A 22,069-nucleotide genomic window follows, 5' to 3' on the forward strand; every position below is an offset into this window, starting at 1 on the left:
GTGTGATGTGTTTTTTTTTTGTGGTGCGGACGCCCACGGGGACCACACGTGCTGCTTCGGCGGAAGGGTAGATGGTGATAAGAGACAGGGGCCGGAGGCGGACCGGGAGCGGGTCTTCGAGCGGTTCGTCCGGCTCGACGCCGCCCGCAGCCGGGACGACGGCGGGGCGGGCCTCGGCCTGGCCATCGCCCGCGACGTGGCGGAACGCCACGGCGGCACCCTCACGGTCCGTGGGACGCCGGAAGGCGGAGCCCTGTTCGAGCTCCGCCTTCCGGCGGTCTAGCCGCTTCGGCCGTCCGGGGGTTTCGGTCCAGCCGTCGGCTTCGGTTCCACCGTCCGCTTCGGTCCAGCCGTCTACGAGCGTCCCCGCTGCTCGCGTAGGTGGTCCGCGATGGGGGTCAGGGCCTTGTCGAGTTCCGCGAGGGCCTCGGTGGAAAGGAGGTCGATGAAATGCCGCCGTACCGACGACACATGGTGGGGCGCGACCTTCCGCATCGTCTCCATGCCGTGCTCGGTGAGGACCGCGTAGAGACCGCGGCGGTCGGACTCGCAGTTCTCGCGGCGCACCAGATCGGCGCTCTCCATGCGCGTGATCTGGTGCGAGAGCCGGCTCTTCGACTGGAGGGTGGCGGACGCCAGGTCGCTCATCCGCATCCGGACGCCCTCCGACTCGGAGAGGTTCACCAGGATTTCGTAGTCGTTCATGGTCAGCCCGAACGGCTGAAGATCTTTCTCAAGCTGGTACGTCAACAGCCTGTTGACCTCCAGGTGGGTGCGCCAGGCGCACTGCTCCGCTTCGGTCAGCCAGCGCGTGGCCGTTTCGGTCTCCATAAGTGAAGTCTACCTAAAATGTTGAAAGGCGAACTACTAAGGGTGGTGTGACAGTGCGCACGCGTTCGATGTCACTCTCAGCAGACTACCGCTCACAGCCCGAAGCGACGCTGGAGGTCCCCCAGCTGTCCGGGAAGACGCGGTGCGCCGCCTTGCGCTCCGGCCCCGCCCTGCCCACCTCCGCCGGGCACCCCCGGCTCGTGCGGAACCGCTCCCGTGGCCTGCTCGGCCATGAGTGTCTCGGTGGACTGGAGCAGCACCGTGCCGGCGCCCACGAACTCGAACTGGTGCTCCTCCCCGGAAGCCCCGCCCAGGCCCGTCAGTGCACGTAGACCGCCCATCAAGCCCGTCATGTACCCGTGGTCGTAGTGATGGCACGGGGACGGGCAGTCGGCCCAGCCGACGAGCGCCTGCGGGTCCACCCGGATCGGGGGTTCCATGAACACCACCGGCCCGTTAGATGCGGCCACGAACTTTCCGGTTCCGATCAGCGTCAGAAAACCTGGAACGATCGACTGCTTCAGCGCGAGAGTTGGCTGAAAAGCGAGCAGATTGCCTGAGCGAATGGTCAGGTTGCCGTCTTCCAGGTCGTACGAATTCACGTCGAAGGCCCGGTCGGCGAGCAGCATCTTGCCCGAGCCCTCCGCCACGACCCAGTCGCTCGCGTGCAGAGGCGAATGGAACGACGTGCGCACCAGGCGGCCCAGCCGGCCGTGCCCGATGCCGTTGAAGTCGATCGACCCGTAGTAGGCGATCATCTTCCCCTTCTGGAGGAACCACTGGCTCCCCTTGAGCTCCACGCAGAAGGTGTACGCGTTCACGTTGTCGTCGACCGGCAGGGTCGTCGGGTCGAGGACGGTGGGGCCGCCGGTGCCCGGGTAGGTGGTCACAGCTTCTCCTCCGACGCCTGGACGTACACCGTGCCGCTGCCGCTCAGCTCCAGCTGGAACGCCTCGCCCGAGCCGCGGCCCACCATGTCCCGCCAGCCCAGGGCGGTCGACAGCTTGTTGCGGACGTCGCCGTGGTGGGCGACGTAGGCCTGCGGGTCGACATGGACCGGGCGCTGGGGGGTGATCGGGACCTCGAAGACGCCGCCGTGGGACATCACGGCGACCGAGCCGTGGCCCTTCAGAGTCGTGGTGAACAGGCCCTGGCCGCTGACCTGGCCGCGGACCATGCCCATCACGCCGCCCTGCGAGCCCATGAACATGGTCCCCTGCTGGAGGGTGCCCTCGAAGGCGAGCAGCCGGTCGGCCTCGACGTAGAGCGTCTCGCCGGTGAGGCTGATGACCTGGACGTGGTGGCCGCCGTGCCCGAACAGGACGGTACCGCTGCCCTCGACGGACATCAGGGGGGTGTCCTCGTTCGCCATGCGGCGGCCGATCATCGACATCACACCGCCCTGCCCGCCCTGCATGTTCGGGGTGAAGGACACCTCGCCCCGGTAGGCGAGCATCGCGCCGCGCTGACTGAACAGCCGCTGGCCCGGCAGTACGGTCGCCTCGACGATCTTGGAGTTGATCTCGCGGAGGGCCATGTCAGACGTCCCCCGCGATCGTGTTCCGCTCGCTGGGCTGGACGTACACCAGGCCGTCCCCCTCGAACCGGATCTGGAAGGCCTCGCCGCCGCCCTCCCCCATCAGCGTGCGGAACGTCACACCGGACTGGAAGGACTGCCGTACGTTCCCCTGGTGGGCGACGTACGCTCCCGGGTCCACGGTCAGCGGGAACTGCGGGCTGACCCGGAGCACCACCGCCGGACCGTCCGAGGTGATCGCCGCCTGGCCGTGCCCCTCGACGGTCGTCGTGAAGAGCCCGTTGCCCTGCGAGGCCCCGCGCATGCCGGTGAAGGACGTCCCCGTCCGCAGGCCCGAGTCCGTCGCGAGCAGGTTGCTCGACTCCACGTACAGCGTGTCCCCCTGGAGATTCACGAGGTTGATCTCGGAGGCACGGTCCGCGAACCAGCAGGTGCCCTGCCCCCTCACCTCCATCACGGTCATCTGCTCGCCGGTGAGCCGCCGGGTCACCATGCCCCGCAGTCCCTCACCACCGCCGCTCATCTTCTTGAAGCCCATCTGCCCGTCGTACGCGACCATCGAGCCGTTCTTCGCCTTCACGGCGTCCCCGGTCATGTCGACGGCGAGCACCTTGCTGCTTTGGAGTCGAAACATCGCCACGCTGCGAAGGTAGCGTTCGGGGCGCCGTGCCGACAGAGCTTCCGGGTGGAGATGCGGGTGGAGATCGTCCCTGAATGGTCCCCTAGGGGCCGTCCGCCGCGGCCACCGGCCATCCGGCCCGGCGGGCACCCCGCCACGCTCGCCCGTCCGCCGGTTTGCCACAATGGGCGAACGCTTGTGCGTGCGTTCACAAACGAGCCGGATCAGCAACGCAACTCCCACCGAAGGTGACCCGTGGACCTCAAGACAGCCTCCGCCCTCCGCCGCCTCCGCCTGGTCTCCGCCCCCGAGGCCGTCTCGTTCCTGCTGCTGCTCGTCTGCTCGGTGCTCAAGCGCACCACTGACTTCAACGCGGTGCCGGTGATGGGCATGGTCCACGGCGTGCTGTTCGTGCTGTACGTGATCTTCTGGGCGGACGCCTGGAACCGCACCAAGTGGTCCCTGAAGACCGCCGCCCTCTACTTCGTCCTGTCGGCTCTGCCGGCCGGCGGCTTCTTCGCCGAGCGCAAGCTGCGCCGCGAGGCCGAGGACGCGGTCATCGCCTCCCGCGCCCAGCGCGAGGGCGTGGTGAAGGCGTCGTGATCGTCGCCTTCTCCGTCACCCCGCTGGGCGTCGGCGAGGACGTCGGGGAGTACGTCGCCGACGCGGTCCGCGTGGTCCGCGAGTCCGGCCTGCCGAACCGCACCGACGCCATGTTCACGTCCGTCGAGGGTGACTGGGACGAGGTCATGGACGTCGTCAAGCGGGCCGTCGCCGCCGTAGAGGCGCGTGCACCGCGTGTCTCCCTGGTCCTCAAGGCCGACATCCGACCCGGCGTGACGGACGGCCTGACCTCGAAGGTGGAGACCGTCGAGCGGCATCTGGCGCCACCGGCACAGGGGGAGTAGCCGGGAGGGCGGGGTCTCTCACCTGTCTCTCACCGCTTCGAGGAGGCCCGCCGCAGGTACTGCCGCACCGCCCGCTGGGCGACCGGCCCCAGTTCCTCCAGCGCCCCTACGAGTAACCCCAGCTGCTCGAGCGCGTCCAGCGCCGACGCGGCGCCCGCTCCGTCGACCCCCTCGTACAGCTCGATGCCGACGAACGAGGCGGCGACCGCGCGGGCCAGCCCCGCCGGGTCCGCGAACTCGCCGAGCGGGGTGTCCGCGAGCACCCGGGCGAGCACCCGCTCGATCTCCACGATCCACAGGTCGAGCCCCGCCGCCGTGGCCGGGCCGAGCGTCTCGTGCGTCCGGGCGCCGGCCAGGAGCTGGCCGAGCAGCATCACCTGCCCGCCGGCCCGTTCCTGCTCGTGGATCTCCCGCCCGACGGTGAGCAGTTCGGACAGCGAGGCGACCGCCGAGAAACGGTCCCGGTAGCGGGACACCGACCGCTCCGCGCCGTACCGGCAGGCCGCCGCGAGCAGTTCGTCCACCGAGCCGAAGTGGTAGAAGACCAGGGCCTGATTGACACCCGCCGCCGCCGCGACCGTACGGGCCGACGTCTTGGCGATGCCCTGCTCGGTGAGCGTGCGCAGCGCCCCGTCCAGCAGCTTCGTCTTCGTCTCCTGGGACTTCGCGGTCTCCGGGAACCTCACCGTGTCGGGGGACTTCACCGTGTCCGGGGACTTCGCGGACTCCCGAGGCTTCGCGGGCTTTGGGGTCATGCGCGGGCCTCCTCGCGCACCGGGCGCAGCCCCGGCCGCAGGCCACGGGCGCGGACGTCCGAGTACGTCGCGGTGAAGGACCCCTCGTACCCGAACAGCGGGCCGAAGTACCGGTTCACCACCCGTACCCGGATCCGGAACCGGCCCGCCGCGTCGTCGTACGACTCCCGCACCTCCGCCCTCGCCCCGATCAGCTCCGGCACGCGCGCGTCGACCACGCCCTCCCGGAACCGGTGGGTGCCCGAGCGGATCAGCAGGGAGCCGTCCGCCTCGGCGTGGAAGTACAGGTCGCTGGCGAGGTGCTGATGGGTGCCCAGATAGTCGAGGACGCGGTCGCCCTTCGGACCGAGCACCATCTGGGCGTCGAACCGGCGGGGCCCACCGGGCAGGTCGAAAGTACGCACGAAGGTCACCGTCTCACGGCCGAACGAGTCGGTGTACGGCACGTTCTCGATGACGAACGGCACCGCACGTCCCGCGCGCGGGACCAGGATGTTGCGGGTCCCGCCCAGTGCCAGGAACGGCTTCACGAACGCCCCGCCGTGCCAGACGCGGTCCATCACCCCCCGGCCCGTGCAGGCCTCCCCGCTCTCCAGACCCACCGAGAAGCGGCGCCGCAGCTGCGGGTGCAGACGGTCGAAGCCGGCGCCCATCGCCGTACGGAAGATCGAGGTCATCGCCGGCCGTCCAGGGTGCGCAGGAGGTGTGGCGCACACGCGCGTGCCGGTGGTGTGCGCAGGCAGCGGCGGGCGGCCGGGGTGCGGGAGAGGGGGGACTTGAACAGCGCCAGGCACACCACGACGCTCATCAGCAGCGGGGGCAGGAACGCCGCCGACGCCGCGAACGGCCCCAGGAGGCGCAGGAGGGACTCCCCGCCCAGGCCCGCGCAGGCGACGATGACGGCGACGGCGCGTACGGCCAGCTCCGCGAGCCAGTTGCGCAGCGCGCGTTCCGGCGTGATGCCCCGCTCCAGCCACAGGCGCAGCCGGTCGAAGGACCAGGCCGTCGCCCAGCCCATCAGCGGGCGGAACACCATCCGGTCGGCCAGCGCGCCGAAGGCACCCCAGCGGGGCCGGTAGTCGTAGCCGGTGAGGAAGCGGACGCCGTCGCCGTCGGGGACGTAACGCCAGTAGCCGCTGCCCTCGGCCAGCAGCGAGAGCGGGTGGGGCGAGGCGAAGCGCAGGGCGGAGACGCGGGTACCGTCCGGCCGCTCCCGTTCCCCCGCCGAGACGCCCGTGCCCGCGACGGTCAGGAAGGGCAGCAGTCGCGTGGCGTACCGGAAGCGCTGCGGCTCGCCCTCCGCGCGCGGGAGGTGGGTGATCTCGGTGAAGCGGAGGTCCCAGCGCTGGTGCTGCGCGGGGTCCTGGGTGCGGGTCCACAGGTCGTCCGGATCGGCACGGATGCGCGCCTCGATGTAGAGCACCATGCGAATCCCCCGGATCGGGCTGGTGTTTGAGCGATCGCTCAACGCTTCGGGAGTGAAGGTACACGTGTTTGAGCAGTCGCTCAATAAGGTGACACGGAACGGGGGTTATGGGCGCCGCTCGATGGCTAACCTCTCCCGGGACTCGATCAAGCCCCGTCCGGTGGACGGGCATTCAGGGCGTGCAGAGTGTTCAGGGCATTCAGGCGGAGGCGAAGTGGCAGCGCGGCGCGGGCCGGTACCGGTTCGGGGCACAGTGGTGGTTCGGGCCGAAGTGGCTCGGGGTGGAATGGGCAGGGCGACGGCGGCGGCCGTGGGGAAGGCCGTCGTGGCGGCCGCCACGGTCGTGTCGCTGGCGGCGCTGGGCGGCGGAGCGGCACCCGCGCGCGCGGGAGGGGGCGGCTGCGTACTGGCGCCCGGCGCGCTGACCGTCGACGACCTGCCCGCCGGGTCCTCCGTGCTCGACTGCGCGGCCGTCGGCCGCCTGGTCACCCACGCCGGGGCCGGTGTCACCGTCCCCGACCCCGGCATGAAGGTGAGCGTCGACGCCCTCACGGAGGACGGATCCCTGCACGGCTTCACCCTCGCCGTCGCCACCGACGGCACGGTCTCCTACGACGACCTGACCCGCACCGACACCGACACTGGCACCGGCACCAAGACCGGCACTGACACCGAGACCGTTACTGGTACCGGTTTCACCTCCGCCCACGACCACGCCCGCGCGTCGGTCGTCGGCGCCCCCGGCCGGGCACGGGCCGCCTGCGCCGACGACGCCTACGCCACCGCCGGCCACAAGGAGTACGACACGTACGAGTGGTTCCTCGGCGACGGCACCCTGCCCGGGAACCTCGCCCCCGACGACGCCCGCCGCGCCTTCGAGGCCGCCATCGGCACCATCACGGCCAGCCGCAACGACTGCGGCTTCGGTGACACGGTCACCGCGAAGGCACGGTTCCTGTCGCGCACCGGCAACGAGGCAGACATCGACCGCGACGCCCGCTGCATGGCCCGCGACGGCGTGAGCGTCTGGGACGCGGGCGACCTCAGAGGCGGGGTCGTCGCCACCACCTGCTCCTGGAGCAGGACCGTCTCCGGCGGCCCCGACGCACTGCGCGAGGCCGACGTCCGCTTCAACACCGGCGACCACACCTTCACCGACCACCTCGGCGAGGCCTGCTCGAACACCTACGACCTCCGCAGCGTCGCCACCCACGAGGCCGGACACGTCTTCGGCCTCGCCCACGTCGGCGAGAGCCACGAGAGCCAGACCATGTACACCAACTCCTTCGTCTGCTCCGCCGCCGCCCGCACCCTTGGCCGCGGCGACGTCCTCGGCCTGCGCGCCTTGTACTGACGGGGCTGGTGCGCCCTGTCCCGGACGGCCCGGCGGACCGAGGATCGAGACGGGGCTGACCGCGATATGACCGACGGGTAGGGTCTGGTGCCGTGCCGAAGCCGCCCAGCCTTCCCTTCGACCCGATCGCCCGCGCCGACGAACTCTGGAAGCGGCGCTGGGGAAACGTGCCGTCCATGGCCGCGATCACCTCGATCATGCGCGCCCACCAGATCCTCCTCGCCGAGGTCGACGCGGTCGTCAAGCCGTACGGGCTGACCTTCGCGCGCTACGAGGCCCTCGTGCTGCTCACCTTCTCCAAGGAGGGCGAGCTGACCATGTCGAAGATCGGCGAACGGCTCCAGGTACACCCCACCTCGGTCACGAACACCGTCGACCGCCTCGTCAGGTCCGGCCTGGTCGCCAAACGCCCCAACCCCAACGACGGCCGCGGCACCCTCGCCACCATCACCGACAAGGGCCGCCAGGTGGTCGAGGCGGCCACCCGAGACCTGATGGCCATGGACTTCGGCCTGGGCGTGTACGACGCGGAGGAGTGCGCGGAAATCTTCGCCATGCTCCGCCCACTGCGGGTGGCGGCGCAGGACTTCGACGAGGAGTGAGGGCACGGGGGCGCCCGGCCGTCAATGACGGAACCGCGGTTGCCTCGTTACGGTGGTTGCCCGCCGGATGACTCGCGTAGACCGGCCGGACCGGGCATTTCTGCTGTCATCCTGTCGGCCGATCACCGTTGGGATGCCGAGAGTCCGGCTTTGCCGGCAGCGAGGAAACCTGTCTTGTCAACTGTTCGGAAGTGGGTGCGTGGTGGCCTGACCGCCGCGAGCGCGGTGGTTCTCGTCGCCGCGATGACGCTGGGCGCGACGGGCACGGCGCACGCCAGTGCCACAGGATCCAGCCCCATCGGCACCTTCGACTACGACGTACGCGGGATGGGAGTGCGAGTGCCCGTCGGCTGCTTCCTGACCCACACGATCAAGGGCTCGGGCAAACGCCTCACGAGCGAGTTCGCGGGGGTCGACTGTGCCGGGCTGGCGGCCACGTTCGTCAGGTTCTGCAACTGGAGGATCGACTTCTCCTACGCAGACACCGACAACAAGGCGTACCGGACCTCCCGCGGGTCCACCCACCCGGAGTGCAAGGGGGACCCGCTGCGGCGCGCCAAGCCGCAGACGCTGCCCACGTACGGCAAGGCATGTGCCAAGTTCTTCGTGAACGGCAAGCTTCGCGCCGTCCAGTGCCACTACATCACCAGGTAGGAGCCGCCTCAGCGGCCGGCTCCCGGCTCTTCGGGGTCAGGCCGCCGCGGGAGTGGGGGTGGCGTCCTTCTCGATCAGGGGTGCCACCTCCCGGCTCACCCGGCGCTCGACGAAGAAGGCCGCGGTGGGCACGGTGCCGGCGAGGAGCACCCACAGGAGTCGCCCGACCGGCATCTTGGCCTTGTTGCCGAGGTCGAAGGCGAAGATGAGGTAGAGCACGTACAGCCAGCCGTGGGCGATACCGACCGCGGTGACGAAGGCGTCGAACCCGTCCAGGTTCAGCAGGCGCTTCCCGATCACGCCCACCGTCAGCATGATCAGCAGGACAGCGGTGACATAGGCCATCACCCGGTACCGGGTCAGGACGTTCTTCTTCATGGCGTCGAGCGTAACGGGTGGTCCGAGGCCTCCTGCGCGTGCGTCCTGACCTGCACCACTATCATTTACTAGGACGTCCTAGTAAATTCGAGGGTATGGACGCTGACGCCATCGAGGAAGGCCGCCGACGCTGGCAGGCCCGTTACGACGCCGCGCGTAAGCGCGACGCAGACTTCACCACGCTCTCCGGTGACCCCGTGGAGCCGGTGTACGGGCCACGGCCCGGTGACACGTACGAGGGCTTCGAGCGCATCGGCTGGCCGGGGGAGTACCCCTACACCCGGGGGCTGTACCCGACCGGCTACCGGGGGCGTACCTGGACCATTCGGCAGTTCGCCGGGTTCGGGAACGCCGAGCAGACCAACGAGCGCTACAAGATGATCCTCGCCAACGGCGGCGGGGGCCTCTCCGTCGCCTTCGACATGCCGACCCTCATGGGCCGCGACTCCGACGACCCCCGCTCCCTCGGCGAGGTCGGGCACTGCGGGGTCGCCATCGACTCGGCCGCCGACATGGAGGTCCTCTTCAAGGACATCCCCCTCGGCGACGTGACGACCTCGATGACCATCAGCGGGCCGGCCGTACCGGTCTTCTGCATGTACCTCGTCGCCGCCGAACGGCAGGGCATCGACCCGGCCGTCCTCAACGGCACCCTCCAGACCGACATCTTCAAGGAGTACATCGCGCAGAAGGAGTGGCTGTTCCAGCCCGAGCCCCATCTGCGCCTCATCGGCGACCTCATGGAGTACTGCGCCGCCGGCATCCCCGACTACAAGCCGCTTTCCGTCTCCGGTTACCACATCCGCGAGGCCGGATCGACGGCCGCGCAGGAGCTGGCGTACACGCTGGCCGACGGCTTCGGATACGTGGAGCTGGGGCTGTCGCGCGGGCTCGACGTCGACGTCTTCGCCCCCGGCCTGTCCTTCTTCTTCGACGCCCACCTCGACTTCTTCGAGGAGATCGCCAAGTTCCGTGCCGCGCGCCGGATCTGGGCCCGGTGGATGCGGGACGTCTACGGGGCCAAGTCCGAGAAGGCGCAGTGGCTGCGGTTCCACACGCAGACCGCCGGCGTCTCCCTGACCGCCCAGCAGCCGTACAACAACGTGGTGCGTACGGCCGTGGAGGCGCTCGCCGCCGTGCTCGGCGGCACCAACTCGCTGCACACCAACGCCCTCGACGAGACCCTCGCCCTTCCCTCGGAGCAGGCCGCCGAGATCGCGCTGCGCACGCAACAGGTGCTGATGGAGGAGATCGGGGTCGCCAACGTCGCCGACCCGCTGGGCGGTTCCTGGTACGTCGAGCAGCTCACCGACCGGATCGAGGCGGACGCCGAGAAGATCTTCGAGCAGATCAAGGAGCGGGGACTGCGGGCGCACCCGGACGGACGCCACCCCATCGGGCCCGTCACATCCGGGATCCTGCGGGGGATCGAGGACGGCTGGTTCACCGGGGAGATCGCCGAGTCCGCGTTCCGCTACCAGCAGTCGCTGGAGAAGGGCGAGAAGCGGGTCGTCGGCGTCAACGTGCACCACGGTTCGGTGACCGGGGACCTGGAGATCCTGCGCGTCTCTCACGAGGTGGAGCGGGAGCAGGTGCGCGAACTGGGCGCCCGGCGGGCCGTCCGCGACGAGTCGGCCGTCCGTGCCGCCCTCGACGCGATGCTGGCCGCCGCCCGTGACGGGTCCAACATGATCGGGCCGATGGTGGACGCGGTGCGGGCCGAGGCGACCCTGGGCGAGATCTGCGGCGTGCTGCGGGACGAGTGGGGGGTGTACACGGAACCGGCGGGGTTCTAGGAAGAAACGCCGGGGCGCGGGCGGTCGCCTGCTGTTTCCCCGCCCGCCCGCGGGTCCGCCGGCCCGCGGGTCCGCCATCCCGCCGACCCGTCAGCCCGCCATCCCTCGGTCCGCCGGTCCGCCAGCCCGCTGGCCCGCCGGCTCGGCCGGTCCACCAGCCCGCCGGCCCGCCAGCCCGCGGACCCGCCAGCCCGCGGGTCCGCCGACCCGTCAGCCCGCCATCCCTCGGTCCGCCGGTTCGCCATCCCGCCGACCCGCCAGCCCCTCGGTCAGTCGACCCGTCAGCGCGAGGGCGAGGTCGGTCCGTCGCCACGCCTGAACGGTCTTCCCTCACCTGCCGGTCGGGCCGGGAGGCGTCGCTGTCAAGCCATGCAGCAGCACCCGGGTGAAGTCGCTCACCCACTCCTCGTCCGCCGGTTCCGCGCTGACCAGGGTGCGGTGCACCACCGCGCCCGCGACCATGTCGAAGATCAGGTCCACCGCGCGGGACGCTTCCTGCGGGTCCGACTCCGGGGGGAGTTCGCCCCTCGTCCGGGCCCGCGCCCGGCCCTCCAGGACCAGATCCTTCTGCGGGTCGACGATGGAGGCGCGGATGCGTTCGCGCAGGGCTTCGTCGCGGGTGGATTCCGCGACCACCGCCATCAGGCCGCTCTTGGCCTCCGGGCGGGCGAGGATCGCCGCGAACTGGAGGACCACGCCTTCGATGTCGGCGGCAAGGCTGCCCCGGTCGGGGAGTTCCAGTTCGCCGAAGAGTTCCGCGACCGCGTCCACGACGAGTTCGTTCTTGCCGGACCACCGGCGGTAGAGCGTCGTCTTGGCCACCCCGGCGCGGGTCGCCACGTCCCCCAGCGTGAGCTTGGACCAGCCCAGTTCGACCAGCGCCTGGCGGGTCGCGGACAGGATCGCCGTGTCGGCGGCGACGCTGCGCGGGCGTCCCGTACGGCCGGCGGGGGTGCGGCTCTGCATCCTCCGACGATAACCGGCCGGTTCTGTGCGGTCGTGAGGGAGATCACCGGGATGGGGCGGCGGGAAGGCTGTTCCCGCTATTACGCTACGACTCGTAGCGAAAGCTCGCGAACGGACGTACGCGAGCCGCGGCCGGACGGCGTGGGGTGGGGACCCGGCGCTTATTTCGGATCGCTTTTCACGCACACGCGCGGAGGGGAGAGGATAGACGCATGCAGCCACGGAACATGTCCATGAGCGGAGTCGTCGACCTCGCCGCGGTGAAGGCGGCCCAGGAGGCCAAGGCGAAGGCGGAGCAGGCCCGGGCCGAAGCCGCCCGGCAAGGCGGTGGGACGGGGGGCGTGTCGCCCGCGGATCTCGTCATCGACGTCGATGAGGCCGGGTTCGAGCGGGACGTCCTTCAGCGGTCCGCCGAGGTGCCGGTCGTCATCGACTTCTGGGCCGAGTGGTGCCAGCCCTGCAAGCAGCTCAGCCCGGTGCTGGAGCGGCTCGCCGTCGAGTACGACGGGCGGTTCCTGCTCGCCAAGATCGATGTCGACGCCAATCAGATGCTGATGCAGCAGTTCGGGGTGCAGGGCATCCCGGCCGTCTTCGCGGTGGTCGCCGGCCAGGCGCTGCCGCTCTTCCAGGGGGCCGCCGGCGAGGCGCAGATCCGGCAGACCCTGGACCAACTCGTGCAGGTCGCCGAGCAGCGCTTCGGTCTGACCGGCCTCACCGTCGACCCCGAGGCCGAACCCGGCGAGCGTGCCGAGGCCGTCGCCGAGCCGCCGGTCGGCCCGTACGACGCCCTGCTGGAGGCCGCCGTACAGGCGCTGGACGCGGGTGACTTCGGCGGTGCGGTGCGGGCGTACCAGAACGTGCTGGCCGATGATCCGGGCAACACCGAGGCCAAACTCGGCCTGGCTCAGGCCGAGTTGCTGCACCGGGTGCAGGGCATGGACCCGCAGCGGGTGCGCACGGAAGCCGCCGAGAAGCCGGGTGACGCGGCGGCACAGATCGCCGCCGCCGACCTGGATCTGGTGGGCGGGCATGTCGAGGACGCCTTCGGGCGGCTGATCGACACCGTGGCCCGGACGGCCGGTGACGAGCGGGACGCGGCACGGCTGCGGTTGGTCGAACTGTTCGAGGTGGTCGGGCCGGACGACCCGCGGGTGACGGCGGCGCGCAGGGCGTTGGCGCGCGCCCTCTTCTAGGGGGCGGGAGCCCCGGTTCTGACCAGTCGCTAAACGTCGGAGCCGATGGTGCCCGAGTGAAAGTTCTGCCGACATGGTTCCGATGCGGCCGCGCTTTGCCAAAACTTGGCAATCGCGGCCGCTGTTACTGGCAGTAAGTCAGGGCCGTAGTTCTGTCGGATTCTGTCCAGCCATCAATAGTTTTGTCCTGGGCATGGTTGCCACCGAGCGTCGCCGGTCGAGACCTATGGGTCGTTGTTCGGTTATCCGGCCGTTACTAGCCAGTAACGAACCCCCTTGTGCGGGCGGCGAGAATGCACCACGATCGGCCACGCTCGGTCCATTCCCCGTACCCCGACAGCCGGTTGGGTCAACGGGTTTTTCTGGGTCCCCACCGAGCAGAGCCGACGGCAGTGGCGTCGGCTCTTGGACAGGGGGGTCTTCGCCGAGGCGAAGCCTGTCCAGCAAGGTTGTGCGTGATGCGTGTCAGGCGCGACCAGTGGTTGTCGCTCGGGGGTGATCGCCGGTGTTCCGGGCGCGGTTCGCGCCCGACGAGTACAGGCGCTCCCCTTCCCGAGGACGTAGCACTTCTCCCATCCCTGCCCGGCTGAGCCGCCGTTTTGGGGGCTAGTCAGGGCCAGGAGATGTACGTCCGAGAAGGAGGAAATATGGAGTCCCAGGTGCGTGGCGGGACCAGATGGAAGCGCTTCGCTGTGGTCATGGTGCCCAGCGTCGCCGCCACGGCGTGTATAGGTGTCGCCCTCGCGCAGGGTGCGCTCGCAGCGTCGTTCAGCGTTTCGGGTCAGTCGTTCAAGGTCACCGCGGACAAGCTCGTCGGTACGGGCTTCATGCAGTACGGCGCGATCGACTCGGGTTACACCCTTGACGGTAAGAAGACGGCTCACCCGGTCGCGGTCTCGGCGTTCGACAAGGCCGAGATCACGAACATGTGCCAGTCCGTGGTCACGCCGAACATCCCGCTGATCGGCTCGGTCAGCCTCACGCTGAAGGCGGGTGGCAACGGCAAGCCGGTCGAGGCCGACAACCTCTACATCGATGTCGAGGACCTTCAGGCCGACGCAACGTTCGAGAACATTCGGATCGGTGTGGCCGGCAAGGATCTCAAGGGTCCCGGCATCAAGAGCGGCGACACCGCCAACCCGTTCGGGTTCGGTCAGGATGCCGAAAGGGCCACGCTGACCGGCGTGAAGCAGACGGCGTGGGCCACCACCGCCGGAACCTTCAAGCTCAGCGGCCTGAAGATGTCGCTGTCGACGGGTGTCAAGGAGTGCTACTAAGCACTCTCTGATGGGCGGGGGAGCCGGTGGCACCCCCGCCCGTCCAGTCCCACCCGTCCGGACCGGAGCGCCCGTCCAGCCGTGAGCGCCGGTCGTCACTCGCAGCACCACCACCACAGCAACGCCGCACCAGGGAGCTGTTTTCCATGAGCGCCGAGACCCCTGCCGTCCCCGGCCAGTTCGACCTCCGGAGGCAGCAGTTCCGCGCCTGGCGGGGCACGAGGCCGTTCTGGGCCGGTCTGTTCATTCTGATCAGCGGGTTCCCCATCGCCTACTTTCCGTACGCGAACCTTCAGATCGGTCATCTGACGCTGGCGATGTCGACCACCGCAGGCGCCGGCTCACTGATCATCGGCGTACTGCTCGCGGTGCTGGGCGTCAGCCTGTGGTTCCAGAAGCACGTACGGGTCTTCGCGGGCGTCGCGGCGATCCTGCTGGGGCTGGTCTCCATTCCGGTGGCCAACCTCGGCGGCTTCCTCATCGGCTTCCTCTTCGCACTGATCGGCGGAGCGATGGCCGTGTCCTGGGTGCCGGGCGAACCGCCGGCGGAGCAGGCGCAGGAGAAGGATCCCGGCACGGGCACGACGCCCGCCGCGGCCTACCCGCAGGACCTGGGAACCGCCCCGGCGGACGGACCCACCGTGAACCCGTACAGCACGGGTCCGGCCTTCACCAAGGACGCCGACGGCTCGGACGAGCCGAACGAACTGTCAGGAACGAGCCCGGCCAACGGGGCGAACGGGAGGCACAGTGCCGGCTGACGAGGTGACCACCGGGAGCGGTGTGGACGCTGCCCGCGTGAGAACCGGGCCGCGGCACGCGGCACCCAAGAAGCCGCTGTTCACCAGGTTCCACATGCCGGCCGGCAAGGCGATAGCCCTGGCGGCCATGCCGACGGCGGTCCTCATGGGCATGGGGTTCACACCGACCCTCGCCAACGCCGAGGACCAGCCGACGTCCAAGAGCCTCACCATCGACGAGTACAAGGAGTGCGTGGCGGCCCTGGAGGACTCCGAGGGAACCGACGCCTCCGCGTCGCCCTCACCGTCCGCCTCGGCGAGCGCCAGCGAGTCCGCGGACGACACGAAGGACGACTCCAAGGACGACTCGGACGACTCCGGGTCCGGTTCGAAGGACGAGCCCACGGGCGGTACTTCGGACTCCTCGGGCGGCACGAGCGGTTCGGGCGACTCCACTTCGCCGGATTCAGGTTCCGGTGAAGCGGCCGAGCCCGCCCCCGCGGCGTCCCCGAAGGCGCCCGAGCCGCAGAAGTCCGAAACCTCGGGCGACACCGCGACGGCCAGTCCGTCGCCGTCCGAGACGGACAAGAACCTGCTGGAGACGATCGGCGACTCGATCACCGATCTGTTCGACGGCAGGGACGCCGAGGAGACGGCCACCGCGAGCCCGACCCCGTCGGCCTCCGAGTCCGCCTCGACGGGCACCGGCGACGACGACACGGCGACGGGCACGGACTCCGGCAAGGACTCGGGTACCGCCAAGGACACCTCCGACGCTGTCACCGACGCCGTGAAGGACACCGCCGACAAGGCGGACGACACGGCGAAGGAAGCCGAGGACAAGGCGGAGAAGGAAGCGGACGCCGCCGACGCCACGGCCTCGCCGAGCCCCTCGGAGAGCGCCACGACCGACGTGGACGACTGCCCGGTCTCCACCGAGGACGAGAGTGGCATCGACAACAAGACGCTGCTGCCGGACGACCCGTGGTACCTCAACGCCAGTTCGCTGCTCCTCAAGGGCGCCGACTATCAGGGCATCGTCGAGGTGAAGACGGCCAACGGGACCAAGAAGAAGGTCCTGAAGTACGTCATCTCCGAGGGGACCGACATCGGCGACCTGCACCAGACGGTCAACGACAAGCAGGCGGGCGTGACGTATCACGTCCAGGCCGGCTCGGGCACGACGTCGACCATCCGCAACGGCGACACGATCATGTACACCGAGAGCATCTCGGGGAACCTGTTCGGTCTGATCCCGGTGACGTTCGACCCCGAGAACCCGCCTCCGCTGAACATCCCGCTGATCTACTTCACCAAGGTGAAGGTCGTCCAGGCCGGCCAGTTCGGCGGCACGCTGCACGTGCCGAGCCTGCACCAGTACACCACCGCGTACTGAGCCGGGCGTCTCGACCAGACGCCCCCGCGAGCCCCTCCGGGAGCCGCTCACCCGGCTGTGGCCCGGTCCTCTCCGCTTGAGGACCGGGCCACAGCCGCGTATTCGGCGTCAAGCATCCGGTCACCCGGCACCGTGCGAAGGGGAGAACAGATGATTGCTTTCGCTTTCGAGCCGCGCGCGGATGACGATTCATGGTCCCCGGACCGGCCGGCGGAGAAGGCTGACCGGCCGGAGCACCCGGAGCTGGTGAACTCCGATTTCTGTCTGGAACTCTTCAGGGCGGATCTGCGGCTCGTCGTCCACGGTGTCGACCTCAGCGTGCACCTGTCGGGACTACCCGTGGTCGACTTCGCACTGATGTTGCACTACGCCACCACGACGCTGGAGACCCTGAGTGGCATCGCGGTCGAGGCCAGCCTGACCCAGCATGTGTACGCCTTCAGCCGAGACGGGGACTCCGTCACCCTCACGACGCAGTGGCCCCCGCGCGTGGCCCAGCTGACCTGGCCCGAGTTGCGGCAGCTCACCGACCGTGCGAAGGCCGAAGCGTTTCGGCTGATCACCACCGCCCATCCGGAGCTGCGCGACAACGCGTGGCTGCGGGAGACGGTGGGAGCATCGCCGGCCGCGTGAAGACCGACACCGCTGAGACGAGCTGAGGGCGCCCCCTTCACCAGGGGGCGCCCTCAGCGTCGTACAGCAGGTGCCGGCGTCGGTCAGCCGCGGCCGTCCTCGCCCAGGTGGTGGACGCGGACCATGTTCGTGGTGCCGGGGACGCCGGGGGGTGAGCCGGCGGTGATGACCACGATCTCGCCCGGGTTGAAGCGGTTGAGCTTGATGATCTCCTGGTCCACCAGGTCGACCATCTCGTCGGTGCTGTTCACGAACGGCACGACGTGCGACTCGACGCCCCAGCTGAGCGCGAGCTGGTTGCGGGTGCCCTCGTCGGTGGTGAAGGCGATGATCGGCTGGGTCGCGCGGTAGCGCGAGAGGCGGCGGGCGGTGTCACCGGACTGGGTGAACGCCACCAGGCCCCGGCCGCCGAGGAAGTCGGCGATCTCGCACGCGGCACGGGCGATCGAACCGCCCTGCGTCCGCGGCTTCTTGCCCGGCACGAGCGGCTGGAGGCCCTTGGAGAGCAGCTCCGTCTCGGCCGCAGCGACGATCTTCGACATCGTCTTCACGGTCTCGATCGGGTACGCGCCCACACTCGACTCGGCGGACAGCATGACCGCGTCCGCGCCGTCCAGGATCGCGTTGGCCACGTCGGAGGCCTCGGCGCGGGTCGGACGGGAGTTGGTGATCATCGACTCCATCATCTGGGTCGCCACGATCACCGGCTTGGCGTTGCGGCGGCACAGCTCGATGAGCCGCTTCTGCACCATGGGGACCTTCTCGAGCGGGTACTCGACGGCCAGGTCGCCACGGGCGACCATGACACCGTCGAACGCCATCACGACGTCCTCCATGTTCTCCACCGCCTGCGGCTTCTCCACCTTGGCGATGACGGGGACGCGGCGGCCCTCCTCGTCCATGATGCGGTGGACGTCCTGGACGTCCTTGGCGTCGCGGACGAAGGACAGCGCGACGAGGTCGGCGCCCATGCGCAGCGCGAACCGCAGGTCGTCGATGTCCTTCTCGCTCAGCGCCGGCACGTTGACGGCCGTACCGGGCAGGTTGATGCCCTTGTGGTCGGAGATGACACCGCCCTCGATGACGATCGTCTTCACCCGCGGGCCCTCGACGTCCAGGACCTTCAGCTCGACGTTGCCGTCGTTGATGAGGATCTGGTCGCCGCGCGAGACGTCGCCGGGCAGCCCCTTGTAGGTGGTGCCGCAGATCGACTTGTCGCCGGGCACGTCGTCGGTGGTGATGGTGAACTCGTCACCGCGCACCAGCTCGACCGGCCCCTCGGCGAAGGTCTCGAGGCGGATCTTCGGACCCTGGAGGTCGGCGAGGACCCCGATGGCCCGGCCGGTCTCCTTGGCCGCGGCACGGACCCGGTCGTACCGGCCCTGGTGCTCGGCGTGCGAGCCGTGGCTGAAGTTGAAGCGGGCCACGTTCATGCCGGCTTCGATCAGCGACACGAGCATTTCGTGGGAGTCGACCGCGGGGCCGAGAGTACAGACGATTTTGGAACGGCGCATGAGGCGATCCTATCGGTTTGTTTCGCTACGGAATATTCCGGCTGGTGGAAGATACAAATGGGCGGGAAGGCGCTCAGTTGCCTTACTCTTCAGTTGCCTTGCGGCGGAGCCGCATATCCATTGCGCTCCACCAGCGCGTAGGTCTGCGTGGCGATCTCCAGTTCCTCGTCCGTGGGGACCACGGCGACCTTCACCCGCGCGCCTGCGGGCGAGATCAGCCGCGGCTCGTCACCGCGTACGGCGTTCAGCTCGTCGTCCACCGCCAGGCCCAGGGTCTCCAGGCCCGCGACGGCCGCCGCGCGCACCGGCGCCGCGTTCTCGCCGACCCCGGCGGTGAACACCACGGCGTCCACCCGGCCGAGCACGGCGTAATAGGCGCCGATGTACTTCTTCAGACGGTGAATGTAGATGTCGAAGGCGAGCTTCGCCTGTTCGTCGCCCTCGTCGACCCGCCGTCGGATCTCCCGCATGTCGTTGTCACCGCACAGGCCGATCAGCCCGCTCTTCTTGTTGAGAAGAGTGTCGATTTCGTCGATGGACATTCCGCCAACTCGTGCCAAATGGAAGATGACGGCCGGATCGGTGTCGCCGGAGCGGGTACCCATGACGAGGCCTTCGAGCGGGGTGAGCCCCATGGAGGTGTCGACGCACCTCCCGCCGCGTACGGCGGAGGCGGACGCCCCGTTGCCCAGGTGCAGCACGATGACGTTCACCTCTTCGGGCGCCCGGCCCAGCAGAACGGCGGTCGCCCGGGAGACGTAGGCGTGCGAGGTGCCGTGGAAGCCGTAGCGCCGGATGCGGTGCTCGTCGGCGGTCCTCACGTCGATCGCGTAGCGCGCCGCGGACTCCGGCATCGTGGTGTGGAAGGCGGTGTCGAAGACGGCGACCTGCGGGAGATCCGGACGCAGCGCCCGTGCCGTGCGGATCCCGGTCAGGTTGGCCGGGTTGTGCAGCGGGGCCACCGGGATCAGCCGCTCGATCTCCGCGAGGACCGCGTCGTCGATCACGGTCGGCTCGGTGAACTGCTTGCCGCCGTGCACGACCCGGTGCCCGATCGCCGCCAACTCCGGCGAGTCCAGGCCCAGTCCGTCCTTGGCGAGTTCCCCGGCGACGGCCTTGAGGGCCGCGTCGTGGTCGGCGATGGGCTCACTCCGCTCGCGGGACTCGCCCGTCGCGAGCAGGGTGTGCTCGAGCCGCGAGGTCCGCTCACCGATGCGCTCGACGAGGCCCTGCGCCAGCCGGCTGCTGTCGCGCATGTCGAGCAGCTGGTACTTCACCGACGAGGAGCCGGAGTTGAGGACGAGGACGCGAGAGGAGGAGGCCGAGCGGAGCTCGCCAGGCAGGGCGGTGGTGGGCGACGGATGGGAGGTCACTGCTGGGAAGCCTTCTGGTCGAGGGTCTGGGCCTGGATCGCCGTGATGGCGACGGTGGTGACGATGTCCTGGACGAGGGCGCCGCGGGACAGGTCGTTGACCGGCTTGCGCAGGCCCTGGAGCACCGGGCCGACCGCGATCGCGCCGGCCGACCGCTGCACGGCCTTGTACGTGTTGTTGCCGGTGTTGAGGTCGGGGAAGATCAGCACGCTGGCCTGGCCCGCGACCTCGGAGCCCGGCAGCTTGGTCGCCGCGACCGTCGGCTCCACGGCGGCGTCGTACTGGATCGGCCCCTCGATCCGCAGGTCGGGGCGCCGCTGCCGGACCAGGGCGGTGGCCTCGCGCACCTTGTCGACGTCCGCGCCGGAACCGGAGGTACCCGTCGAGTACGACAGCATCGCGATCCGCGGTTCCACGCCGAACTGGGCGGCGGTCGCCGCCGACTGGATGGCGATGTCGGCGAGCTGCTCGGCGTTCGGGTCGGGGTTGACCGCGCAGTCGCCGTAGACGAGGACCTGGTCGGCGAGGCACATGAAGAACACGGAGGAGACGATGCCGGCGTCCGGCCTGGTCCTGATGATCTCGAAGGCGGGCCGGATCGTCGCGGCCGTGGAGTGCACCGAGCCCGACACCATGCCGTCGGCGAGGCCCTCCTGGACCATCAGCGTGCCGAAGTAGTTGACGTCGGAGACGACGTCGTAGGCCAGTTCCACGGTGACGCCCTTGTGGGCGCGCAGCCCCGCGTACTTCTCGGCGAAGGCGTCGCGCAGTTCGCTGGTGGCCGGGTCGATCAACTGGCAGTCGCCCAGGTCGATGCCGAGGTCCGCGGCCTTCTTGCGGATCTGGTCGACGGGGCCGAGGAGGGTCAGCTCGCACACCCCGCGGCGCAGCAGGACCTCGGCCGCGTGCAGCACCCGCTCCTCGGTGCCCTCGGGGAGGACGACCCGGCGCAGGTCGGAGCGGGCCTGCTCCAGCAGCTTGTGCTCGAACATCATCGGCGTGACGCGGTCGCTGCTCGGCGCGGAGACCCGCTTGAGCAGGTCGGCGGAGTCGACGTGCCGCTCGAAGAGACCGAGCGCGGTCTCCGCCTTGCGCGGGGTGGCCGCGTTGAGCTTGCCCTCCAGGGAGAACAGCTGCTCGGCGGTGGGGAAGCTGTTGCCGGCCACCGACAGTACGGGGGTGCCGGGCGCGAGGCGGGCGGCGAGGGTGAGGATCTCCTGGCTGGGCACCTCGCCCAGGGTGAGCAGCACACCGGCTATCGGCGGGGTGCCGGCGCTGTGCGCGGCCAGCGAGCCGACGACCAGGTCGGCCCGGTCGCCGGGGGTGACGACCAGGACGCCGGGTGTCAGGGCGGACAGGAAGTTCGGCAGCATCGCGCCGCCGAAGACGAAGCCGAGGGCGTCGCGGGCCAGCCCCGAGTCGTCGCCGAGCAGCACCCTGGCCCCCAGGGCGGTGCTGATCTGCGCGACCGTCGGTGCCGACAGGGCGGGCTCGTCGGGCAGGACGTAACAGGGCACCGGCAGCCGGGAGACGAGCCGTCCGGCGATCTCCTCGCGGTCCTCGCGGGCGACCCGGTTGGTGACCATGGCGATGACGTCGCAGCCCAGGCCGTCGTAGGCGCGGTAGGCGTTGCGGGTCTCGGCGAGCACCGACTCCGTGGTCTGCCCCCGGCCGCCGACGACGGGGATCACGGAGGCGCCGAACTCGTTCGCCAGGCGGGCGTTCAGGGACAGTTCGTCGGGGAACTGGGTGTCGGCGTAGTCGGTGCCGAGGACCAGGACGACGTCGTAGTCGCGGGCGACGCGGTGGAAGCGGTCGACGAGCGTGGAGACCAGTTCGTCGGCGCCCCGCTCGGCCTGGAGGGCGGACGCCTCGTGGTAGTCCATGCCGTAGACGGTTCCGGGGTCCTGCGACAGCCGGTACCGGGCACGCAGCAGGTCGAACAGGCGGTCGGGCCCGTCGTGGACGAGGGGGCGGAAGACGCCCACCCGGTCGACCTGGCGGGTCAGGAGTTCCATGACCCCCAGCTCGACGACCTGGCGGCCGTCGCCTCGGTCGATCCCGGTCACGTACACGCTGCGCGTCACGCGTGTTCTCCGTTCCATCGGTGGGCCGTT

General features: G+C 69.8%; 24 protein-coding genes. 12 read left to right on the forward strand and 12 right to left on the reverse strand.

The genetic code is table 11. The annotated features are described in order from the left end of the window. On the forward strand, positions 1-283 hold a 283-nt coding region (locus P1P75_RS13140; RefSeq protein WP_319254814.1), incomplete at its 5' end, for an ATP-binding protein. Between the two features lie 71 nt (positions 284-354). Here the strand turns inward: P1P75_RS13140 and P1P75_RS13145 are convergent. From P1P75_RS13145 to P1P75_RS13160, 4 genes are all read right to left on the reverse strand, one after another. After that, positions 355-831, reverse strand: a complete 477-nt coding sequence (locus P1P75_RS13145; protein WP_319254816.1) for a MarR family transcriptional regulator — start codon at positions 829-831, stop codon at positions 355-357. A gap of 92 nt (positions 832-923) precedes the next feature. Next, a complete protein-coding gene (locus tag P1P75_RS13150; RefSeq protein ID WP_319254818.1) occupies positions 924-1,721 on the reverse strand; it encodes an AIM24 family protein in 798 nt (265 codons plus the stop codon). After that, on the reverse strand, positions 1,718-2,368 hold the full coding sequence (locus tag P1P75_RS13155) for an AIM24 family protein (RefSeq protein WP_319254820.1): 651 nt from the start codon (positions 2,366-2,368) through the stop codon (positions 1,718-1,720). Before P1P75_RS13155 ends, P1P75_RS13150 begins: the two co-directional genes overlap by 4 nt. Before the next feature lies 1 nt (position 2,369). Then, a complete protein-coding gene (locus tag P1P75_RS13160) occupies positions 2,370-3,002 on the reverse strand; it encodes an AIM24 family protein (RefSeq protein ID WP_319254874.1) in 633 nt (210 codons plus the stop codon). Positions 3,003-3,242: 240 nt separating this feature from the next. Here P1P75_RS13160 and P1P75_RS13165 point away from each other — a divergent pair, with 240 nt between their 5' ends. Together P1P75_RS13165 and P1P75_RS13170 are read left to right on the forward strand one after the other, a co-directional pair. Further along, a complete protein-coding gene (locus P1P75_RS13165; RefSeq protein ID WP_319254821.1) occupies positions 3,243-3,590 on the forward strand; it encodes a DUF3817 domain-containing protein in 348 nt (115 codons plus the stop codon). Further along, complete coding sequence (locus P1P75_RS13170) at positions 3,587-3,895, forward strand: MTH1187 family thiamine-binding protein (protein ID WP_150472799.1); 309 nt, start codon at positions 3,587-3,589, stop codon at positions 3,893-3,895. The genes P1P75_RS13165 and P1P75_RS13170 overlap by 4 nt, the downstream gene beginning before the upstream one ends. 29 nt (positions 3,896-3,924) lie before the next feature. Here P1P75_RS13170 and P1P75_RS13175 read toward each other — a convergent pair whose 3' ends face one another. Genes P1P75_RS13175 through P1P75_RS13185 form a run of 3 tightly spaced genes read right to left on the reverse strand, consistent with a single transcriptional unit; the run spans position 3,925 to position 6,076 of the window. Beyond that, positions 3,925-4,650: a TetR/AcrR family transcriptional regulator gene (locus P1P75_RS13175; RefSeq protein ID WP_319254824.1), complete on the reverse strand. Its 726-nt coding sequence runs from the start codon at positions 4,648-4,650 to the stop codon at positions 3,925-3,927. Next, positions 4,647-5,327, reverse strand: a complete 681-nt coding sequence (locus P1P75_RS13180) for a DUF4166 domain-containing protein (RefSeq protein WP_319254826.1) — start codon at positions 5,325-5,327, stop codon at positions 4,647-4,649. The genes P1P75_RS13175 and P1P75_RS13180 overlap by 4 nt, the downstream gene beginning before the upstream one ends. Continuing rightward, positions 5,324-6,076, reverse strand: a complete 753-nt coding sequence (locus P1P75_RS13185) for a hypothetical protein (protein WP_319254828.1) — start codon at positions 6,074-6,076, stop codon at positions 5,324-5,326. The genes P1P75_RS13180 and P1P75_RS13185 overlap by 4 nt, the downstream gene beginning before the upstream one ends. A 310-nt stretch (positions 6,077-6,386) precedes the next feature. Between P1P75_RS13185 and P1P75_RS13190 the strand changes: the two genes are divergently transcribed. From P1P75_RS13190 to P1P75_RS13200, 3 genes are all read left to right on the forward strand, one after another. Continuing rightward, positions 6,387-7,430, forward strand: coding sequence for a matrixin family metalloprotease (locus P1P75_RS13190; protein WP_319254830.1), 1,044 nt, complete (start codon positions 6,387-6,389; stop codon positions 7,428-7,430). Between the two features lie 92 nt (positions 7,431-7,522). Further along, positions 7,523-8,032: a MarR family transcriptional regulator gene (locus P1P75_RS13195; RefSeq protein ID WP_319254832.1), complete on the forward strand. Its 510-nt coding sequence runs from the start codon at positions 7,523-7,525 to the stop codon at positions 8,030-8,032. Between the two features lie 174 nt (positions 8,033-8,206). Further along, positions 8,207-8,686: a hypothetical protein gene (locus tag P1P75_RS13200; protein WP_319254834.1), complete on the forward strand. Its 480-nt coding sequence runs from the start codon at positions 8,207-8,209 to the stop codon at positions 8,684-8,686. A gap of 36 nt (positions 8,687-8,722) precedes the next feature. Here P1P75_RS13200 and P1P75_RS13205 read toward each other — a convergent pair whose 3' ends face one another. Further along, complete coding sequence (locus tag P1P75_RS13205; RefSeq protein WP_319254836.1) at positions 8,723-9,064, reverse strand: DUF3817 domain-containing protein; 342 nt, start codon at positions 9,062-9,064, stop codon at positions 8,723-8,725. 95 nt (positions 9,065-9,159) lie between these two features. On the opposite strand from P1P75_RS13205, the gene P1P75_RS13210 reads away from it, so the two are divergent. Continuing rightward, a complete protein-coding gene (locus tag P1P75_RS13210) occupies positions 9,160-10,860 on the forward strand; it encodes a methylmalonyl-CoA mutase family protein (protein ID WP_319254838.1) in 1,701 nt (566 codons plus the stop codon). 330 nt (positions 10,861-11,190) lie between these two features. On the opposite strand, the gene P1P75_RS13215 is transcribed toward P1P75_RS13210, so the two are convergent. After that, a complete protein-coding gene (locus P1P75_RS13215) occupies positions 11,191-11,826 on the reverse strand; it encodes a TetR/AcrR family transcriptional regulator (protein WP_319254840.1) in 636 nt (211 codons plus the stop codon). Positions 11,827-12,038: 212 nt separating this feature from the next. Between P1P75_RS13215 and P1P75_RS13220 the strand changes: the two genes are divergently transcribed. The 5 genes from P1P75_RS13220 (at position 12,039) to P1P75_RS13240 (ending at position 17,065) form a co-directional block, all read left to right on the forward strand. Further along, positions 12,039-13,019, forward strand: a complete 981-nt coding sequence (locus P1P75_RS13220) for a tetratricopeptide repeat protein (RefSeq protein ID WP_319254842.1) — start codon at positions 12,039-12,041, stop codon at positions 13,017-13,019. A gap of 647 nt (positions 13,020-13,666) precedes the next feature. Beyond that, a complete protein-coding gene (locus tag P1P75_RS13225; protein WP_086770812.1) occupies positions 13,667-14,296 on the forward strand; it encodes a DUF6230 family protein in 630 nt (209 codons plus the stop codon). A 146-nt stretch (positions 14,297-14,442) separates the two neighbouring features. Next, positions 14,443-15,057: a DUF6114 domain-containing protein gene (locus tag P1P75_RS13230; protein WP_319254844.1), complete on the forward strand. Its 615-nt coding sequence runs from the start codon at positions 14,443-14,445 to the stop codon at positions 15,055-15,057. Further along, on the forward strand, positions 15,047-16,432 hold the full coding sequence (locus P1P75_RS13235; RefSeq protein ID WP_319254846.1) for a hypothetical protein: 1,386 nt from the start codon (positions 15,047-15,049) through the stop codon (positions 16,430-16,432). Before P1P75_RS13230 ends, P1P75_RS13235 begins: the two co-directional genes overlap by 11 nt. Before the next feature lie 150 nt (positions 16,433-16,582). After that, positions 16,583-17,065 (forward strand): hypothetical protein, encoded by a 483-nt coding sequence (locus P1P75_RS13240; protein WP_319254848.1) that lies wholly within the window; start codon positions 16,583-16,585, stop codon positions 17,063-17,065. 83 nt (positions 17,066-17,148) lie between these two features. Here the strand turns inward: P1P75_RS13240 and pyk are convergent, their stop codons facing one another. The 3 genes from pyk to pta form a co-directional block, all read right to left on the reverse strand. Continuing rightward, entirely contained in the window at positions 17,149-18,579 is a 1,431-nt protein-coding gene (pyk, locus tag P1P75_RS13245; protein WP_266462537.1) for a pyruvate kinase, read from the reverse strand. A gap of 89 nt (positions 18,580-18,668) precedes the next feature. Further along, complete coding sequence (locus P1P75_RS13250) at positions 18,669-19,952, reverse strand: acetate kinase (protein WP_319254850.1); 1,284 nt, start codon at positions 19,950-19,952, stop codon at positions 18,669-18,671. Next, positions 19,949-22,039 carry a phosphate acetyltransferase gene (pta, locus tag P1P75_RS13255; protein WP_319254852.1) on the reverse strand — a complete coding sequence of 697 codons (2,091 nt, stop codon included), beginning with the start codon at positions 22,037-22,039 and terminating at the stop codon, positions 19,949-19,951. Before pta ends, P1P75_RS13250 begins: the two co-directional genes overlap by 4 nt. Between the last annotated feature and the right edge of the window lie 30 nt (positions 22,040-22,069).

The organism is Streptomyces sp. ID05-39B (assembly GCF_033794725.1).
Taxonomy (GTDB): Bacteria; Actinomycetota; Actinomycetes; order Streptomycetales; family Streptomycetaceae; genus Streptomyces; species Streptomyces bobili.

What these genes read in the sequence shown, in the direction of transcription:
- P1P75_RS13180 (WP_319254826.1), bottom strand. Translation starts at nt 5,327, where the DNA reads ATGACCTCGATCTTCCGTACGGCGATGGGCGCCGGCTTCGACCGTCTG.
- P1P75_RS13240 (WP_319254848.1), top strand. Translation starts at nt 16,583, where the DNA reads ATGATTGCTTTCGCTTTCGAGCCGCGCGCGGATGACGATTCATGGTCC.
- P1P75_RS13160 (WP_319254874.1), bottom strand. Translation starts at nt 3,002, where the DNA reads ATGTTTCGACTCCAAAGCAGCAAGGTGCTCGCCGTCGACATGACCGGG.
- P1P75_RS13185 (WP_319254828.1), bottom strand. Translation starts at nt 6,076, where the DNA reads ATGGTGCTCTACATCGAGGCGCGCATCCGTGCCGATCCGGACGACCTG.
- P1P75_RS13220 (WP_319254842.1), top strand. Translation starts at nt 12,039, where the DNA reads ATGCAGCCACGGAACATGTCCATGAGCGGAGTCGTCGACCTCGCCGCG.
- P1P75_RS13145 (WP_319254816.1), bottom strand. Translation starts at nt 831, where the DNA reads ATGGAGACCGAAACGGCCACGCGCTGGCTGACCGAAGCGGAGCAGTGC.
- P1P75_RS13215 (WP_319254840.1), bottom strand. Translation starts at nt 11,826, where the DNA reads ATGCAGAGCCGCACCCCCGCCGGCCGTACGGGACGCCCGCGCAGCGTC.
- P1P75_RS13230 (WP_319254844.1), top strand. Translation starts at nt 14,443, where the DNA reads ATGAGCGCCGAGACCCCTGCCGTCCCCGGCCAGTTCGACCTCCGGAGG.
- P1P75_RS13175 (WP_319254824.1), bottom strand. Translation starts at nt 4,650, where the DNA reads ATGACCCCAAAGCCCGCGAAGCCTCGGGAGTCCGCGAAGTCCCCGGAC.
- P1P75_RS13210 (WP_319254838.1), top strand. Translation starts at nt 9,160, where the DNA reads ATGGACGCTGACGCCATCGAGGAAGGCCGCCGACGCTGGCAGGCCCGT.
- pyk (WP_266462537.1), bottom strand. Translation starts at nt 18,579, where the DNA reads ATGCGCCGTTCCAAAATCGTCTGTACTCTCGGCCCCGCGGTCGACTCC.
- P1P75_RS13205 (WP_319254836.1), bottom strand. Translation starts at nt 9,064, where the DNA reads ATGAAGAAGAACGTCCTGACCCGGTACCGGGTGATGGCCTATGTCACC.
- P1P75_RS13225 (WP_086770812.1), top strand. Translation starts at nt 13,667, where the DNA reads ATGGAGTCCCAGGTGCGTGGCGGGACCAGATGGAAGCGCTTCGCTGTG.
- P1P75_RS13155 (WP_319254820.1), bottom strand. Translation starts at nt 2,368, where the DNA reads ATGGCCCTCCGCGAGATCAACTCCAAGATCGTCGAGGCGACCGTACTG.